At 53.6% G+C, this 16,769-nt stretch carries 14 protein-coding genes; 5 read left to right on the top strand and 9 right to left on the bottom strand.

Translation table 11 applies throughout. From position 1 onward, the window contains the following. Window positions 1-5 precede the first annotated feature (5 nt). The 4 genes from glk to zwf form a co-directional block, all read right to left on the bottom strand. Window positions 6-944, bottom strand: a complete 939-nt coding sequence (gene glk, locus RIC05_RS03305) for a glucokinase (RefSeq protein WP_350046169.1) — start codon at window positions 942-944, stop codon at window positions 6-8. Beyond that, on the bottom strand, window positions 944-2,776 hold the full coding sequence (gene edd, locus RIC05_RS03300; RefSeq protein WP_350046170.1) for a phosphogluconate dehydratase: 1,833 nt from the start codon (window positions 2,774-2,776) through the stop codon (window positions 944-946). The genes glk and edd overlap by 1 nt, the downstream gene beginning before the upstream one ends. Window positions 2,777-2,781: 5 nt before the next feature. Beyond that, entirely contained in the window at window positions 2,782-3,501 is a 720-nt protein-coding gene (pgl, locus tag RIC05_RS03295; protein WP_350044085.1) for a 6-phosphogluconolactonase, read from the bottom strand. An 88-nt stretch (window positions 3,502-3,589) separates the two neighbouring features. Beyond that, on the bottom strand, window positions 3,590-5,095 hold the full coding sequence (gene zwf / locus RIC05_RS03290; protein WP_350046171.1) for a glucose-6-phosphate dehydrogenase: 1,506 nt from the start codon (window positions 5,093-5,095) through the stop codon (window positions 3,590-3,592). A 979-nt stretch (window positions 5,096-6,074) separates the two neighbouring features. Between zwf and RIC05_RS03285 the strand changes: the two genes are divergently transcribed. From RIC05_RS03285 to RIC05_RS03270, 4 genes are all read left to right on the top strand, one after another. After that, complete coding sequence (locus tag RIC05_RS03285) at window positions 6,075-6,206, top strand: hypothetical protein (RefSeq protein WP_350046172.1); 132 nt, start codon at window positions 6,075-6,077, stop codon at window positions 6,204-6,206. A 707-nt stretch (window positions 6,207-6,913) separates the two neighbouring features. Next, window positions 6,914-8,203: a polyhydroxyalkanoate depolymerase gene (locus RIC05_RS03280; protein ID WP_350044082.1), complete on the top strand. Its 1,290-nt coding sequence runs from the start codon at window positions 6,914-6,916 to the stop codon at window positions 8,201-8,203. Window positions 8,204-8,669: 466 nt separating this feature from the next. Further along, entirely contained in the window at window positions 8,670-10,544 is a 1,875-nt protein-coding gene (locus RIC05_RS03275) for a monovalent cation:proton antiporter-2 (CPA2) family protein (protein ID WP_350046173.1), read from the top strand. A gap of 67 nt (window positions 10,545-10,611) precedes the next feature. After that, a complete protein-coding gene (locus tag RIC05_RS03270; RefSeq protein WP_350046174.1) occupies window positions 10,612-11,352 on the top strand; it encodes an SDR family oxidoreductase in 741 nt (246 codons plus the stop codon). 9 nt (window positions 11,353-11,361) lie between these two features. Here the strand turns inward: RIC05_RS03270 and RIC05_RS03265 are convergent, their stop codons facing one another. The 4 genes from RIC05_RS03265 to RIC05_RS03250 form a co-directional block, all read right to left on the bottom strand. Next, entirely contained in the window at window positions 11,362-11,976 is a 615-nt protein-coding gene (locus tag RIC05_RS03265) for an NUDIX domain-containing protein (protein ID WP_350046175.1), read from the bottom strand. 23 nt (window positions 11,977-11,999) lie between these two features. Then, entirely contained in the window at window positions 12,000-12,794 is a 795-nt protein-coding gene (locus RIC05_RS03260; RefSeq protein WP_350046176.1) for an alpha/beta fold hydrolase, read from the bottom strand. A gap of 164 nt (window positions 12,795-12,958) precedes the next feature. Continuing rightward, the gene (locus RIC05_RS03255; RefSeq protein ID WP_350044077.1) at window positions 12,959-13,120 is read right to left on the bottom strand and encodes an RSP_7527 family protein; all 162 of its coding nucleotides are present in this window, start codon (window positions 13,118-13,120) and stop codon (window positions 12,959-12,961) included. 504 nt (window positions 13,121-13,624) lie between these two features. Continuing rightward, window positions 13,625-15,148: an NAD-dependent succinate-semialdehyde dehydrogenase gene (locus tag RIC05_RS03250; protein WP_350046177.1), complete on the bottom strand. Its 1,524-nt coding sequence runs from the start codon at window positions 15,146-15,148 to the stop codon at window positions 13,625-13,627. Window positions 15,149-15,343: 195 nt separating this feature from the next. On the opposite strand from RIC05_RS03250, the gene RIC05_RS03245 reads away from it, so the two are divergent. Then, a complete protein-coding gene (locus RIC05_RS03245) occupies window positions 15,344-15,808 on the top strand; it encodes a c-type cytochrome (protein ID WP_350044075.1) in 465 nt (154 codons plus the stop codon). Between the two features lie 197 nt (window positions 15,809-16,005). On the opposite strand, the gene RIC05_RS03240 is transcribed toward RIC05_RS03245, so the two are convergent. Continuing rightward, complete coding sequence (locus tag RIC05_RS03240) at window positions 16,006-16,707, bottom strand: cytochrome b/b6 domain-containing protein (RefSeq protein ID WP_350046178.1); 702 nt, start codon at window positions 16,705-16,707, stop codon at window positions 16,006-16,008. Between the last annotated feature and the right edge of the window lie 62 nt (window positions 16,708-16,769).

Here is a 16,769-nt window from a genome sequence, read left to right as displayed (position 1 = left end):
CCCGGTCAGGCCGTTAAAATCTTGGCACAACCGATCAGGGCCGGGTATTTCGCCGTCATCAGGCGCACCGGCACATCATTCATCAAATCTTGGAAACGGCCCTTGGCGATCATACGATCTTTCAGGCCGCTTTGTTTCATATAATCGGCAATGCGCGGGCCAATGCCGCCGCCAATAAACACCCCGTCAAACGCCCCGAGGGTCAGCACAAGGTCACCGGCAACCCCGCCCATAAACAGGCAGAACCGATCCAGAACCTTAAGACATAGCGGGTCATTATTTTTAAGCGCACCATCAACGATTTCGGCCGCCGTTTTGGGATCAACCGTAACCCCGTCAATCGCAGCCAGCGCCCGATACAGGTTTTCAATCCCCATACCCGACAAGATGCGTTCGGCCGACACCCGGCCCAATTCGTTGCTGAGGAATTTGACGATTTCATAATCAAGGTCATCGACTGCTGGCAAAGACACATGCCCGCCTTCGCCCTGAATGGGCAACCAATGCCCTTCATGGGGTAAAAGCCCGGAAACACCAAGCCCCGTTCCCGCCCCGATGACTGCCAATGGCAGGCCGGGACGCCCCGGACCATCAAACAACGTGATCAGGTCTTCCTGCCCCAGATAGGGCACAGACATCGCAAGGCCGGTGAAATCATTGACCACCACAAGACGGTCAAGATTGAACTCGGCCTTAAGGGCTTCTTTGGAAAACACCCACGGATTATTGGTGAACTTGATCGTATCGGCCATGGCAGGACATGCCACGGCCACGGCAAATTCACGCAATTCCGTGCTGTCGGTTTTTGCCATAAAGTCCCGCATGGCATCACCGATGGTGGCGTATTCACGCACCGGCAATGTCATCGGGGTAAACGGATTGCCGTCATCGTCAAGCCAGGCAAAGCGGGCATTGGTCCCGCCAATATCACCAACCAGCATCATTACGCGACTTCAGCCTTCCCCGGAAACACCGCACTGGCACCCAATTCTGCCAGACCAACATGCTCACGGAACACACCAAACATCTCGCGGCCAAAGCCGTCCTGATGTTCGGCCTTGTTGTCAAAGGTCGCAAAATCGCGCTTGGCCAGTTCGGCCTCGGTCACATTCAGAATCAACTCGCCGGTTTCGGCATCCAGACGAACGATATCGCCATCTTGTACCTTGGCAATCGGACCATTCATCATGGCTTCTGGCGTAACGTGAATTGCCGCAGGCACCTTGCCCGATGCCCCCGACATACGACCATCGGTGACCAGCGCAACCTTGTAACCAAGATCCTGAAGAACGCCCAGTGGCGGGGTGAGTTTGTGAAGTTCTGGCATCCCGTTGGCTTTCGGGCCCTGGAAGCGGACAACACAAATCACGTCACGATGGAGTTTGCCTTCCTTGAACGCATCCATCATTTCTTCTTGCGATGTAAAGACCGCAGCCGGGGCTTCGATCACGCGGTTTGCCGGTTTAACGGCGGATACCTTGATCACGGAACGGCCAAGGTTACCGGCAAGCATGCGCAAACCACCATCGGCACTAAAGGCCTTTTCGGTCGGGCGCAGGATTTCTTCATCATGGCTGTTTTCCGGTGCATCGCGCCATGCAAGCTTGCCATTATTCAGATACGGCTCGGTACCGTATGCCGCCATTCCACCGGTATGAATGGTCTCAAGGTCGGGATGCAGAATGCCGTTTTTCAAAAGATCGGCGATGACAAAGCCCATGCCGCCAGCAGCATGGAAATGGTTCACATCGGCCTGACCGTTCGGATAAACACGGCACAGAAGCGGCACCAGACGCGACAATTCGTCAAAGTCATCCCAGCGCAGTTCAATCCCGGCCGCACGCGCCATCGCAGGCAAATGCAGCGTATGGTTGGTTGACCCACCGGTTGCCAGAAGACCAACAATCCCGTTCACAAAGGCCTTTTCATCCAAAATCTTGCCGATCGGACGGTAGTCATTGCCAAGCTTGGTAATCGCAAGCGCACGGCGTGCGGCTTCTTCGGTCAGGGCATCGCGCAGATCGGTGTTTGGATTAACAAACGCCGCCCCCGGCAAATGCAGGCCCATGACTTCCATCAGCATCTGGTTTGAATTTGCCGTACCATAGAATGTGCAGGTACCCGGGCTGTGATAAGACGCGGTTTCGGCTTCCAACAGTTCTTTCCGGCCAACCTTGCCTTGGGCATAAAGCTGACGGATGCGGGCCTTTTCATCGTTCGGAAGGCCAGATGGCATTGGACCGGCAGGCACAAAAACCGCCGGAATATGGCCATAGGACAACGCCCCCATGACAAGACCCGGAACGATTTTGTCACACACGCCAAGATACATGGCGGCATCAAACACATCATGGGACAGCGAAACGGCGGTCGACATTGCAATCACGTCGCGCGAGAACAAGGAAAGCTCCATGCCCGGACGGCCCTGTGTCACGCCATCACACATGGCCGGAACGCCACCGGCAACCTGTGCGGTGCCGCCGGCTTCATAGACTGCCTTTTTAATGCGGTCGGGATAAACACCCAGTGGCTGATGGGCGGACAGCATATCGTTATAGGAGGTCACGATGCCAAGATTGGCACCCTCGCCCTCATTGATGCGTTCTTTGTCAGCCGCACTACAACCAGCTGATGCATGGGCAAGGTTGCCACATGACAAGGATGATCGATGCGGGCGGTCGGATGCCGCGGCTTCGATCTTGGCAAGATATGCTTCGCGGGTTGGTTTGGAACGCTCGATAATGCGTTTGGTAATCTGATCTATTTCACGTTTCATGGGGTTCAGCCTTTCGGGTTCTCGGCGCTCCACCACAGATCGACGGGGACGTCAGTCTGTTGCAAGATTGCGCGAACCGGCATCTCTTCGATTTCGGTGCCGTTTTTCGCGGTTTCATAGGTCGACCATTTGGACTGTCCGGTAATATGGATACCAATATACCGGGCATTGAGGATGGCAGGCAAAGTCATGCTGATACGCGGGACCGGGGAAACGGTCGGGCGGGCAGCAGCGACAATCTCGCCATGTTCGGGATAAAGCCCTTTACGCAGGGCTTCGGGCGTTGAGGACGGGAAAAGCGATGCGGTATGCCCGTCATCGCCCATCCCCAGAAATACGATATCAAGCGGCCAATGCAGTTCGGTGCGCAAACGCGCACTGACGGTATTGACCGCATCTTCCGGGCTGCTGTCAGATGTTTTCAACGATACAAAGCGGGCATGCTGTGCTTCGTTGATGAACAGGTAATCTCGCACCAGCTTTTCATTGGACTGATCATCATCCAACCCGACCCAGCGGTCATCGCCAAGGGTCACGGTGACTTTTGACCAGTCAAGCCGGGCGCGTGAAAGTGTTTCAAACAATGGTTTTGGAAAACGTCCACCGGCAACCGCAATGCTGGCATGGCCACGGGTTGCGACTGCAAATTCAAGCCGCTCGATGGTTTCTTTCACCATTGACGCAAGCATTTCATCGCCGCTTTTAAAAACGCGTTCGTTTGTCATGTCTTCTTCCCGAATTTGGGGTCGTACAAGGCGTCTCGCAAGTCCCCTGCCGCTCTTGGCAAGGGACTGAACATCTTAAAGAACCTGCCTAAAACCCGGCTTCTTCGTTCCAGGTCCGTCCATCGCGTTCAATCAATGCGATGGCAGCAGATGGCCCCCACGTCCCGGAGGTATAGCCCTTGGGTGTGACGTGATTGTTGCGCCAGGCATCCTGAATTGCATCAACCCACTGCCATGCAATGTCCTGTTCATCACGGCGGACAAACAGGGTGTTATTGCCATCGATCGCATCCAGCAAAAGACGCTCATAAGCATCCGGGCTACGCCCGCCAAACGCCTCGGCAAATGACAGGTTAAGCGCGGTTGGACGCAATCGCACAAGTCCCGGCCCCGGATTTTTGTTATTCAACACAAGATGGATGCCGTCATCGGGCTGTAACCGCAGAACAAGGCGGTTGGCCTGATAATTGGTCATGGATTTGGCCAGCGGGAAGATCTGATGCGGCACATCGCGGAATTGTATGACGATTTCCGAATGACGTTTTGGCAACCGTTTCCCGGTGCGCAGATAGAACGGCACACCAGACCAGCGCCAGTTATTAAGCTCGGCCCGGATCGCGACGAAGGTTTCTGTCGTGCTGTCGACATTGGCACCTTCTTCTTCAAGGTAACCCGGCACTTCTTTGCCACCAACAGCCCCTTTGCGGTATTGGCCGCGGACAGTGGAGCTATCGATATTGCTGTCATTGATCGGGTGAAGTGCCTTAAGCACTTTGACCTTTTCATCGCGCACCGCGTCCTGATCAAGAACATAAGGCGGTTCCATCGCGACAAGGCATAAAAGCTGCAACATATGGTTTTGCACCATGTCGCGCATCGCACCGGCATCATCGTAATAGGACCAACGCCCTTCGGCACCGACTTCTTCACCGACCGTGATCTGCACATGATCGATATGTGCACTGTTCCACAGCGGTTCAAACATCGCATTGGCAAAGCGCAGAATCATAAGGTTCTGCACAGTTTCCTTGCCAAGATAATGGTCGATACGGAAAATCTGGTTTTCTTCAAACACCTCGCCGATCTGACCGTTGATTTCGCGGCAACTATCAAGATCGTGGCCCAGCGGCTTTTCAAGCACGACACGGGAATTCGGTGTGACCAGACCGACCTTTTTCAGATTAAAGGCCATATCGGCAAACAATGCCGGACTGGTGGAGAAATAATAAACCCGGTCACGATCAGGCTGATCGGACAGTTTTTCGTGAAGAACCTTAAACCCGGCTTCATCGCCTGCAGAAACCTGAACATAGACAACGCGGCTTTCGAATTTCTTCCAGATTTTGGAATCAAATTCGCCTTCGGGAATGAATTTCTTGCCAGCTTCTTCAAGCTTTGCCCGAAACTCTTTGTCGCTATGTTCGCTGCGCGATGCGCCAAAGATACGGGTGGCATCATCGAAACGCCCGGTACGTTCCATTTCGTAAAGTGCCGGGAAAAGCTTGCGTAACGCCAAATCGCCGGTCCCACCGAAAATTACGATATCGGCGATACGGTGCTTCAGCCTTTGGCGCTGCGTCGTCGTTTGTGTCATCTTGCCCTAAGCCTTCCAACGTTTCCTTCCCGTCGCCAAGGTGGGACCCCGAGCCCTAAGGACTCTGGCAAACGACCGGGCACGGTATTTACCGTGATAACAACACCGGGTTTTCCCGGCACTGTCGATGTGCTTTTGCCTGCAAGCCCCCTGTGGCACGCGCCATGTTGGCCGGATGCAGGCTGTCTTTCACCGTCAAACAATGCGCATTTCTGCCGCATCGAACATCTGCCAGCGATCATCGCGAATGGCGTTGTTCACTTATTTGACCGGTTTGATCGTAACAAACATCCATGCTGTGTCCTGATCAGCAAGGCTGCCACATTCCAATCCTAAAGCGCACTGTTACACGATCTCTGGGGGTAAGACCACTGCGATCAAGCGCGAAAACGACCGCTTTACCGGAATCCGGTTGAACCGTAACAAATTGTAGCAAAACGGCATACCCAGCCTCCGGGCTGGACCCCATTTTAGGGCAGTCTGCATATCCTGCAACAATTTGATTTCAGCCACATTGATCGGATTTTAGCAAACGCGACCTTACAGCATCCTTAACTAAAATGAATCGATCCAATAATTGCCCCGTGTCACCGTGGAATTACACCTAGGCACGCAATTAGCAGCGATGAAATGCAAACTTTGATGACGATTTGAAATGTTCAGGGCAATCTTGCCCATCGGTGGGACCTCAAGAACATCCATTCGAGGGTACAAGAACGCGGGAAAGAACAAGAACAGCCCCGATTATATAAAGACTCGCGCAAAAGCGCCTGTTTCTGCGGCTTTCATTCAACCCGATTCTCATGTTCCGGGCCAGATGTTCTCATTTTCAGCACAAAATGAGAACATTCAAATCCAACATTAAATCATTTAATATCATAAAGATAACTATCATCAGGAAGTTTTGTTCCAATTTTGTTCTTGCGAGAACAAAATCAGAACAGTATGGTTTCTTCAGACAGATTAAGGAGGACAGACCATGTTGAAACTGATCGAAAACCCGACCCGCTTGAACGAGCTTTGCAGCACCGTTGCTGTTGTCGGCAGCACAGGATTTTTCCTGTTCGTGATCGCAATTGGCATGGCGCAATCCCTTCGCGGTCTTGTCTGAATAGTTCCCTATTGAAATCGACTTGAAATCTGTGAGGCCCGGACCTTAAGCCACCCAGCTTTAGTCCATCACGGGCATCTGATCGGCAGGCTACCCCGCACCCAAACCCTGTCCCGCCTGCCGATCAGACTTCCCTATGCCCGTCTTCCCCAAGGGCCTCCGACCGCAATAACAATCTCCGCACGACTTGGCGCTGCTATTCCCCAATAGCAGCGCCTTTTCTTTGGCCCGGTGAAAGCGGCTCATATTCCCGGCGGGGGCGCATTAAAGCCCCAATCAGGCGAGTCTTCAATTGTCGGACAATTCGCCATCACACTGCAGTTGAACGCCATTTTGGCAGCTAAAACATTTATTGCATCGCAACAACTTACGCTGCATTGCAAAATTTAACTCGACATAGTGGTGAAATTTGGTTTGAATCAACGTGAAAAACGATAATTTGGAATTTCATCATACTTTATGGCTATTGCATGAAAGCCTAACTATCGTAGGCTTCAAAGCAATTATCGGGTTTCTGCCAACTGGTAAGCAGCCAAAATGCGCTGCACATCAGATGGCATCGGCTTAATCCCGATGCCCGGATCAGGCCCAAAGTGCCAAGCCGCGTCATGCTGATATGGTATGCGCGACAAGAAAACAGGATGAAAAGCCGTAACCAGTTCGGTGACCTCGGCAACGATATGCCCGTCACCCGGGAGTGAGAGTAAATGCTGTATCACCTATATGAATTGCAGCACGCCACAATAAGTCCGCTTCGTATGGCGGCAGACGCCAGCAAAAAGTGGCTGCGCAATCCGGCAAATCCGATGTCCTATACCCATCAGGGTCGGGCAGCGGCGGCAGCGTGTGACGTGTTCACCCATATCACTCATCGATACGGCAAACCCGAATTCGGCCTGGACAGCACCATCATTGATGGTGAAACCGTTCCGATCACCGAAGAAATCGTTCACAGCGAAGCGTTTTGTGACCTGTTGCATTTCAAACGTGAAACAGACCACCTTAAAACGCAGCCTGATGATCCGCGCCTGTTGATTGTCGCCCCGCTGTCGGGTCACTTTTCAACCTTGCTGCGCGGCACGGTCGAGGCATTGCTGCCAGATCACGACGTTTACATCACCGACTGGATCGATGCGCGCACCGTCCCTGTTCATCAGGGGCATTTCGATCTTGATACCTATGTCGATTATATCATGCGCTTTTTGCGTACCCTTGGTCCGAACACCCATATGATGGCTGTTTGTCAACCATCGGTTCCGGTGATGGCGGCGGCCTCCCTGATGGCGGCAGGCAACGAAGAATGCCAACCGGCATCCATGACCCTTATGGGGGGCCCGGTTGATACGCGTGAAAACCCGACCGAAGTGAACAAATTCGCCAAGCAGCACAGCCTTGACTGGTTTGAACAGCATGTGATTTCCCACGTGCCGTTGCCCCATTCAGGGGTGATGCGCCGGGTTTATCCGGGCTTCATGCAGCTTGCCGGCTTCATGAGCATGAACTGGGACCGCCACGTTTCGGCCCATCATGACATGTTCAATCATCTGGTCGAAGGTGACGGCGAAAGTGCCGATGCCAAGCGTCATTTCTATCAGGAATATCTTGCGGTCATGGATATGACGGCGGAATTCTATCTTCAGACGTTAAAAGTTGTGTTCCACGAACATAACCTGCCCGAAGGCACCCTTCGCTGGCAGGGTGTTCAGGTTGACCCATCGGCCATCACCAAAACCGCCCTTCTGACGATTGAAGGTGAGCGTGATGACATTACCGGCGCGGGACAGACCCGTGCGGCGCATAAACTTTGCACCAATTTGCCTGACAACATGCGCATGCATCACTTGCAAAAAGGTGTTGGTCATTACGGCGTCTTTAACGGCCGCCGTTGGCGCGAACAGATCAGCCCGCGTTTGAAAGAATTCATTCGCCGCCACGATCATGAGGGCAAAGGCGCACGTAGTGCCCCGAATGTCACCCATATCAACGCTGCTGAATAACCAACACACAATCAAATTGAAAAGCCGCCCGATAAAACGGGTGGCTTTTTTTGTGCGGATGCAACAGCTGTGGGCTTCTGCTTGACCGCAAAGCAGGCTAAAGCATATTGCATTTAATTTGCCTCATTTTGCCGGAGGCAGCCTTCTGTCGCGCAAGGAAAGGGCCGCAGGGCGTAGCGAGGCTACGCTCAAAGTTCTTGACGCTGCGGGGCGGAAGGCTGTCCCGGCCCGAAGGGTTTGATTTTGGCGGCGTTTGACGACGTTACACCGTTTGAACGATGCGCCGCATCGCCCTGCACGCTGTGCCTTGCCAAACGACACGCCAAAAACAAACAAAATGCGGTAGATTAAATGCAATATGCTTTAACGTAATGACGACATATCAAAACGCACCGGAGACACTCATGGCATCAGGCATCGGGCAAAACAGTCCCGCAAACCAACGACATTGCGCGGAGATCGCCTGATGGAACTCCTGTCTTCTGCTTTTGTCTATCTGGTCGCGGCTGTGGTGGCGGTTCCGATTGCACAACGACTGGGTCTTGGTTCGGTACTGGGCTATTTGATTGCAGGGGTGATCATTGGACCGGTTCTGGGCATCGTCGGTGCAGAAGCCGCCGATCTTCAGCATTTCGCCGAGTTTGGCGTGGTCATGATGCTGTTTCTGGTCGGGCTGGAACTGCGCCCGGCGATGTTATGGTCCATGCGCGGACAATTGATTGGCTTGGGCGGGCTTCAGGTTCTGGGCACGACCGCGATCATTGCCGCGGCCAGCTATGCCCTTGGACTAAGCTGGCAGCAATCTGTTGCAATCGGCATGGTGCTTGCCCTGTCTTCCACTGCGATTGTCTTGCAAACGCTTGGCGAAAAAGGCTGGCTTGGCACGGTTGGCGGCAAAAGTTCCTTTTCGGTCCTTCTGACACAGGATGTCGCCGTTATCCCGATGCTTGCCATCATGCCGCTTCTCGCCGTTGCCGCCCATGGCAGTGACGTCACCCATGATGCTGGTCACGGTGGCATGTTGCTTGATCTTGTCGCCGAATGGGCCCAGCCACTGGTCATTATCGGGGCCATTGCCGCCATCATTGTCGGTGGCCGTTATCTTATTCGTCCGGTATTCCGCTTTATCGCCAAGGCGCATCTGCGCGAGGTCTTTACCGCCGCCGCACTTCTTTTGGTGATCGGAACGGCGCTTTTGATGAATGCCATTGGTCTGAGCCCTGCCCTTGGCACATTTTTAGCCGGTGTTGTTTTATCCGACAGTGAATATCGCCACGAACTTGAAAACGATATCGAACCGTTCAAGGGATTGTTGCTTGGCCTTTTCTTCCTGACCGTTGGTGCCGGGATCGATTTCAATCTGCTTTTTGATCAACCCGGAACGCTGATTTCGATCGCCTTGGGCATCATGGTGATCAAGGCCGTCGTTTTGTTTGCCATTGCGACCACGGTCCGGATGTACGGTGTGGACCGGATGTTATTCACCCTTGGCCTTGCGCAGGCCGGGGAATTTGCATTCGTTCTGTTTGGCATGGCGCTTGGTGTGGGTGTTTTGCCGATTGAACTGGTGCAGAAACTGACCTTGGCTGTCGCATTGACCATGATGCTGACACCGCTTGCCTTTATCATTCATGAACGCTGGCTTGCCCCGAAACTGGTGAAAACCGGAACACGCGAAGCCGATGAGATAGACAAGACCGGCTGTATTGTGGTTGCCGGTATTGGCCGCTTTGGCCAGATCATTACCCGCCTGCTTGCGACAAACGGGTATAGCGTGATCATTCTTGATCATGACCCGCAGGTGGTTGAAAACCTTGGCCGTGTCGGTTTCCCCGCATATTACGGCGATGCCACCCGGCCAGACCTGCTGCATACAACGGGCATCGACAAAGCCAAACTGTTTGTCGCGGCAATCGATGACCGTGAAAAGCTGACCGAACTTGTCGCCCATGTCGCCAAGCATTATCCCAATGTCCGCATTCTTGCCCGCGCACATGACCGGCATCATGTCTATGAACTTGAAAATGCCGGGGCACACCATGTTGAACGCGAAACCTTTGAAAGTGCGCTGAAACTTGGGCGTGACGGGTTGATGGCATTGGGTTTGACAGCCAATCAGGCCGACAGACGTCAAAACAAGTTCCGTAAACACGATTTAGAAACGCTTGGCGAACTGCGTACGCGCTGGAATGAGCACGGGGTCGACAAGGGGTATTTCGACACCCTGCGATCGCAAAATGAAACCCTGTTTCAGATCATGCGTGAAGAACGCGATGAAATGGATGAGCGCGAGGCAAACACCGATGCCCATAAAGCAACCGACACCAACCCTGCGCAATAACCCGACATTTTGAACCATGTGTAGAACTGCACCGTAACAAGGCCTGTAACAGAAAAAGGCCGCCCGAATGACCAATGCCCCGATACCAACCCTTGAAAGCTTTGCCGACGGCGATATCGCAATCGTCGTCGGTGCGACCGGCGGGATCGGCCGCGCATTTGTTCATCATCTGAAAGCATCCAACCGCTTTTCCAAGGTGGTGGAATATGCCCGTGCAACGGTGCCGTCGCTTGATTTCACGGATCCTGAGAGCATCGCAATTTGTGCAAAAGATGCGGCAGGTCAGGCAACGCAGTCGGGGCGCAAGATCCGCCTTGTGATTGATGCCACCGGCTATCTTCATGACGAGGCATTTCAACCGGAAAAATCCCTGCGCCACATTGATGCCGATTACATGGCCAAACAGTTTCAGATCAATGCAATTGGCCCGGCCTTGCTGATGAAGCATTTCTGCCCGTTACTACCGCGCGACGGAAAATCGGTCTTTGCAACCCTTTCGGCCAAGGTCGGAAGCATTGGCGATAACCGGATGGGGGGATGGTATGGCTACCGCGCGGCCAAGGCAGCCCTCAATCAACTGGTAAAATGCACCGCGATTGAAATTGGGCGATCCAAACGTGATGCCATTTGCATCGCCCTTCACCCCGGCACAGTCGATACCGGCCTGTCTGGCCCGTTTGCCAAATCAGGGCTGAATGTTCAAAGCCCGCAACAGGCCACCGTCAATATGCTGAATGTCATTGATGGTCTTGATGCCCGCCAGACCGGTGGATTTTTTGCCTATGACGGACAGGAACTGCCTTGGTAAAGACTGTGTTTAGTCAAACAAGCCGGTCAAAAGGGCATGCTGCACCAAGATAACAGTCTTGGCATCGCGGATGCGTCCATCGGCCATCATGGGCACCAGGTCGGCAAACGGGATTTCAAGAACGTGGATGTCCTCGCCTTCTTCTTCCAGCCCACCGCCCTCACCTTTCTGGTGATCACGGGTGACTTCGGCAACAAACAAATGCAACCTTTCAGTCACGGAACCCGGGCTCATGAAAAGATCAAAGACCAGACTTGGTTTGCCGATTTTATAGCCGGTTTCTTCCTCGACCTCGGCAATCACCGCAGATGCCGGATCGCGGTCATCTAAAAGGCCGGCGGGCACTTCGATCAACATGCCGTCTTCATTGCCGTTCACGAAACTTGGCAAGCGAAACTGCCGGGTCAGGATGACGGTGCGATCCCTGCGGTTATACAGCAATATCCCGGCACCATTGCCCCGGTCATAGGCTTCGCGTTCCTGGGTTTGCCATGTTCCGTCTGATCGTTTCAGATCAAAGCTCACCCGATAGAGGTGATACCAGTTGTCCGACAGACAGGTGATGTCGTTTAAACGCATGTGGTCCTGATCACGAACAGACCAGCCTTTTGGAAGATCGGTCATCTGGCGGCGCCTCCGGGGGACGGTTACGATTTGCGTTTCAAGAAGGCGGAAAGGGTCAGTAAAACCGCATCGGGCTTTTCCGCATGCACCCAGTGACCGGCCCCTTTGATGCTGGTAAAGGCCGCCTTGGGGAACATGGATTTTATATGATCACGGTCCTTGGAATCGACATAGTGCGAATTCGCGCCGGAAATAAACAGCACATCGCCATCATAATGATCCGAAAGCCCGTTTTGGGGCCAACCGGTAATGTCCGATAAGTGCGATGCCATGGCATCAATATTGACCTGCCATGCCATTTTGCCGGTTTCTTTGTCGGTTGTGACATTCTGGGCAAGGAATTGACGTACACCTTTTTCCGAAACACCCGATGACAAAGCATCTTCCACTTCGGCGCGGCGGGTGATGGCATTAAAATCCACCCCGCGCATGGCCGAAATATAGCCGCTATAATCATGGTCATAGACCACAGGTGCGATATCAACGATCACGAGATCGGACACCAAACCGGCATCTTGTGACAAGCTCAGAACCATGGATGCCTTGCCCCCCATGGAATGGCCGACAAGATGCACCGGTTGATCCGAAACATCGCCAATCAGGTCGGCAAGATCGGCCGCCATGGCAGGATAGGTCATTTCCCCGTCCCAGTCGGACCGACCGTGATTGCGCAGATCAGCTGTCACCACATGGTATTTTCCCGCCAACCGCCGGGCAATCGCCGTCCAGTTCCGGGCCTGACCAAACAGACCATGGACGATGACGATGGTGCCGTTATCGCGGTTTTCTTCACCAAAGGCGTAATGGGCGAGCTTCATGGGGCCAACTTCTCCGGGCAACTAGACGGGTTCTAGTCCCATTCATAACCGGGAGACGGTCCAAGGTGAAGCATACATACAAAAACACCCCCGCATGGGAGGAATGCGGAGGTGCTTTTAAAGGTGCCAGATCAACCGGCACCGGAATTTTGTGTGTCGCGAACTTACGCGCCAGCCGGTACGCCGCCATGCGGTTTACGGTTTACGCCAAAGACGCCGCCGATTTTGCGAACAAACGCGACTGCCATGTTGCGAATAGCCTGTGCACGGAGACGCTCGGCTTCGCGCTGGAGGGCAACCAGGTCATAACCACGATACATTTCCATAACCGTTTCCTTTTAAAATCATCCAGCGCTACTCGCGCTTGGGTTTCTCGTTTCGCTCTGTTGAGACCGATGTACGCCTGTTCCGGCACTCCTACGAGAAGAGATTCCTCAGCTCACCCATGCATTTCACGCATATCGTGAAACATTTTCGCCACAAATCCATCATGCGCCAGACGCATGAATGTCTCATGACAAATAAAACGTTCGATTTGCTCGATATTTTGGACAGGCACCTTGGAAGACCCAAGAAAGGTCTAATGTTTCACACCGGTTTCCGACACGGTAAACGGCCCATTCGCGCACAGGGGTAGAAGAAACACCGCTTAAAAATACTTTGAACAGCATGGATTTTCGGTCAAAGCGGGTAAAAACCATCCAATTTTCTTCGGAGTCCTACCAAACAATTTTGCATGGCTTGTTCAAAAGCAGAAAACGGCAATACCATTTGATGAAATTGCCGTTTTGCGATCTTTGAAATTCTGTCTTTGCCGGGGTGTTTTCCGGCTAGTTCCCGCCAAGGGCATAATTGAGGTATTTGGGTTCAAGATATTCTTCGAATCCCCAATGCCCGCCTTCACGCCCCTGCCCGCTTTCCTTGACCCCGCCAAACGGTGCGCCTTCGTGGCTGGTGGTGCCGTCATTAATTCCGACCACACCGGCTTCAAGCCGATCGGCAATGCGCTGAATGCGGCCAATATCGCGGCTATAGAGGTATGACGACAGACCTGTCCGCACCCGATTGGCAAGGCTGATGACCTCATCCTCGGTTTTAAACCGATAGATCGGGGCGACGGGGGCAAACAGTTCTTCGTCAAAACAATCGGCATCAATGGGAACATCGGTCATGACAAGAGGCCGGATGAAATGACCCTGTTGCGGAACATCCGCGCCGTAAAACAGGGTCGCCCCGGCCTTCTTGGCATTATCAACCAGACGTTCGACCTTTGCCACCGCCTGACGGTTGATCAGCGGCCCGATGTCCGTACCGGGCACAAACCCGTTGCCAATGGTCTGGGCAGTGCTGGCGGCAATAAACTTTTCAACAAAGGCATCATAGACGCCGTCCTGAATAAAGATGCGATTGGCACAGACGCAGGTCTGGCCACTGTTGCGGAACTTTGAAATCATTGCACCGGCCACGGCGGCATCCATATCGGCGTCATCCATCACGATAAACGGTGCATTCCCGCCCAGTTCCAGTGACAGCTTTTTCATTGTCGGCGCACATTGTGCCATCAGACGTTTGCCCACCTCGGTCGAGCCGGTAAAGGACAGCATCCTTACGCGTTCATCGCCTGTCAGGGCCTCGGCAATCGGTTGAGGCAATCCGGTCACGACGTTAAACACACCGGGCGGAAAGCCTGCCTGATCAGCAAGCTTGGCTGCGGCAAGGGCTGAAAGCGGAGTATCTTCAGCTGGTTTGACAACAACGGTGCAGCCCGCCGCAAGGGCCGGGGCGCATTTCCGCACAACCATCGTCAACGGAAAGTTCCATGGTGTTATCGCCGCGACCACGCCGACGGGATGTTTCTGCACCACCACACGTCGATCACGCTGGGTGGCGGGCATGGTTTGGCCATAGGCACGTTTGGTTTCTTCGGCATACCATTCGGCATAGGCAATGGCACCGACCACTTCGCGCAGGGCCTGATCATATGGTTTGCCCTGTTCTAGCGTGATCAGGGCTGCCAATTCTTCCATATGGCTTTCAAGCAAATCACGCCAGCGGCGCAGGATGATTGAACGGTCCTTTGCCAGCATCCGTGACCAGCCCGGAAAGGCATCATGGGCGGCATCAATGGCACTTCGGGCTTCGGATGTCCGCATGAACGGAACGCCGCCAATGACGTCACCTTTTGCCGGATCAATGACGTCAAGAACCTCGCGACTATCGGCATCGCGCCATACGCCATTGATATAGGCGTGTTTCAAATCCCAATCGCGAATGACATTGCGCGCACGGGCACGGCCTTCGCGAATGGCGGTTTCACTGGCATCTGACGAAGAATTCGGGGCGACGGACGACATATTGCGGCGGTTCCTTTGACGCGTACTGCAAAAAATTATGCGATTTCACGCGCTTGTGATTCCGGTTTCGGGGGCGTTACTGGGACACTAAGCCGAGCGACGGGCACGAAGCAACAAGATGCTTCTTAAACAGATAAGAAACCAATGCCCAATTCGCGATCAGAGAGACAAACAAAACGACAATAGAGGGAAGCCATGAAGCACCTTGTTACTGCAGGCCTGCTCGGCGTGATCATTGCCGCCGGAGCCATTACGCCACTGACAGCCAATGCTGACGAGACGATGGACAATGCGACTGTTGAAAACCGCAAAATGCTGATGGATGGCATTGGTGGTGCGATGGGAACCCTTGGCTGTTATCTGAAAGGGCAATGTGATCTTCCAGACCCGGTTTTGCGCAATCTGGCAAACGGCATTGCCTTTGCTGCGGGCGCAGCCCCGGCTGCGTTTGAACCCAAAACCATGGATGCATCTGTCAAAACAACTGCAACCGAGAAAGTCTGGACCGACTGGGATGATTTTTCGGGTCGGTTCGCCGTCCTGAAAGAAGGTGCCCTTGCGATGGCGGCTGCCGCTGGTGATAAATCGGCCATGGGTGCTGCCATGGGTGAACTCGGCAAGTCCTGCAAATCATGCCATGACACCTATCGTTCGAAATAAGGAACCCCTGCCCGCTCTTTCCCTTGGGCGGGCGCCCCCGGTCTCATTTTCTCCCCCCAATGCTGTACCCTCAGCAAACCCGAAAATTCTGACCGGGGATTTCCTTAAACAAAGAAGGCCACCTTTCCGAAGTCGGTAAGGTGGCCTTCTTTGTAAGAACGGGCAGAAATCTTAACGCATGGGACGTGGGCCAAACATTACCCCCGGGCCAAGGTAACCCCACCCCAAACCAGCAACCCGCAAACAATGAGAATACCGATCCCCAGGATGGGTGACGCAAAGCGGATTTCGGCAAACCGGCTGACCAAGTCAGCAGGCACTTTGCGCGCACCCGTCACCATTGCACCGATCAGGTTTTCACGTTTAACCACCAGATAGAAAAGGGCGGCAAAGACATGCAGGCCGACAGCGGCATAGATCAGATTGATATTGGTGTGATGAATCCAGTTCATCGTATTGGCAAAGTCTGAACTGACATAGGTCACCAAGGGCCCGTCAAAGAACAGGAAGGTATCCTCGCTGGCAAACAGGCCTGTTACCGCCTGCACACCGACCAGAACAAGCAAGACCGCAACCATCCAGCCCCCCGCCGGGTTATGCCCGGGATATGTCAGTTCGGCCATCGATCCGTTCGGGATTTTAAGCGCATAGCCAATGACTTTTCTGGGGCCGGTAAGGAAGGCTTTGAACTTGGCGTTTGAGCTGCCGACGAAACCCCAGACAATTCGAAACAGCACAAGTGTCAGGACGCTGTATCCGGCAATCGCATGGATATCGATCATTAATTCCCGGTTGGTCCACCATGATGTCACAATCGCGATCACCAATGCCCAGTGAAACAGGCGTACGGGAAAATCCCAAAGTTTGACTTTTTTCTGATCCGACGTCTGATCGCTCATCATGCCCTCCCTCGACGTGACAGGTTATTTCGTCTGGCGACAATAATGCCTTCTATCGGCGC

The organism is Thalassospira sp. (assembly GCF_040218635.1).
Classification (GTDB): domain Bacteria; phylum Pseudomonadota; class Alphaproteobacteria; order Rhodospirillales; family Thalassospiraceae; genus Thalassospira.
Note: the sequence above shows the minus strand (reverse complement) of the source record. Positions and strands in the feature narration are given on the sequence as shown.

Bases quoted from the DNA above. Each gene is read 5' to 3' on its own strand.
- glk (WP_350046169.1), bottom strand. From the start codon at position 944: ATGATGCTGGTTGGTGATATTGGCGGGACCAATGCCCGCTTTGCCTGG.
- edd (WP_350046170.1), bottom strand. From the start codon at position 2,776: ATGAAACGTGAAATAGATCAGATTACCAAACGCATTATCGAGCGTTCC.
- RIC05_RS03280 (WP_350044082.1), top strand. From the start codon at position 6,914: ATGCTGTATCACCTATATGAATTGCAGCACGCCACAATAAGTCCGCTT.
- RIC05_RS03245 (WP_350044075.1), top strand. From the start codon at position 15,344: ATGAAGCACCTTGTTACTGCAGGCCTGCTCGGCGTGATCATTGCCGCC.
- RIC05_RS03260 (WP_350046176.1), bottom strand. From the start codon at position 12,794: ATGAAGCTCGCCCATTACGCCTTTGGTGAAGAAAACCGCGATAACGGC.
- RIC05_RS03250 (WP_350046177.1), bottom strand. From the start codon at position 15,148: ATGTCGTCCGTCGCCCCGAATTCTTCGTCAGATGCCAGTGAAACCGCC.
- RIC05_RS03265 (WP_350046175.1), bottom strand. From the start codon at position 11,976: ATGACCGATCTTCCAAAAGGCTGGTCTGTTCGTGATCAGGACCACATG.
- RIC05_RS03270 (WP_350046174.1), top strand. From the start codon at position 10,612: ATGACCAATGCCCCGATACCAACCCTTGAAAGCTTTGCCGACGGCGAT.
- RIC05_RS03240 (WP_350046178.1), bottom strand. From the start codon at position 16,707: ATGAGCGATCAGACGTCGGATCAGAAAAAAGTCAAACTTTGGGATTTT.
- RIC05_RS03275 (WP_350046173.1), top strand. From the start codon at position 8,670: ATGGAACTCCTGTCTTCTGCTTTTGTCTATCTGGTCGCGGCTGTGGTG.
- RIC05_RS03285 (WP_350046172.1), top strand. From the start codon at position 6,075: ATGTTGAAACTGATCGAAAACCCGACCCGCTTGAACGAGCTTTGCAGC.
- zwf (WP_350046171.1), bottom strand. From the start codon at position 5,095: ATGACACAAACGACGACGCAGCGCCAAAGGCTGAAGCACCGTATCGCC.
- RIC05_RS03255 (WP_350044077.1), bottom strand. From the start codon at position 13,120: ATGGAAATGTATCGTGGTTATGACCTGGTTGCCCTCCAGCGCGAAGCC.
- pgl (WP_350044085.1), bottom strand. From the start codon at position 3,501: ATGACAAACGAACGCGTTTTTAAAAGCGGCGATGAAATGCTTGCGTCA.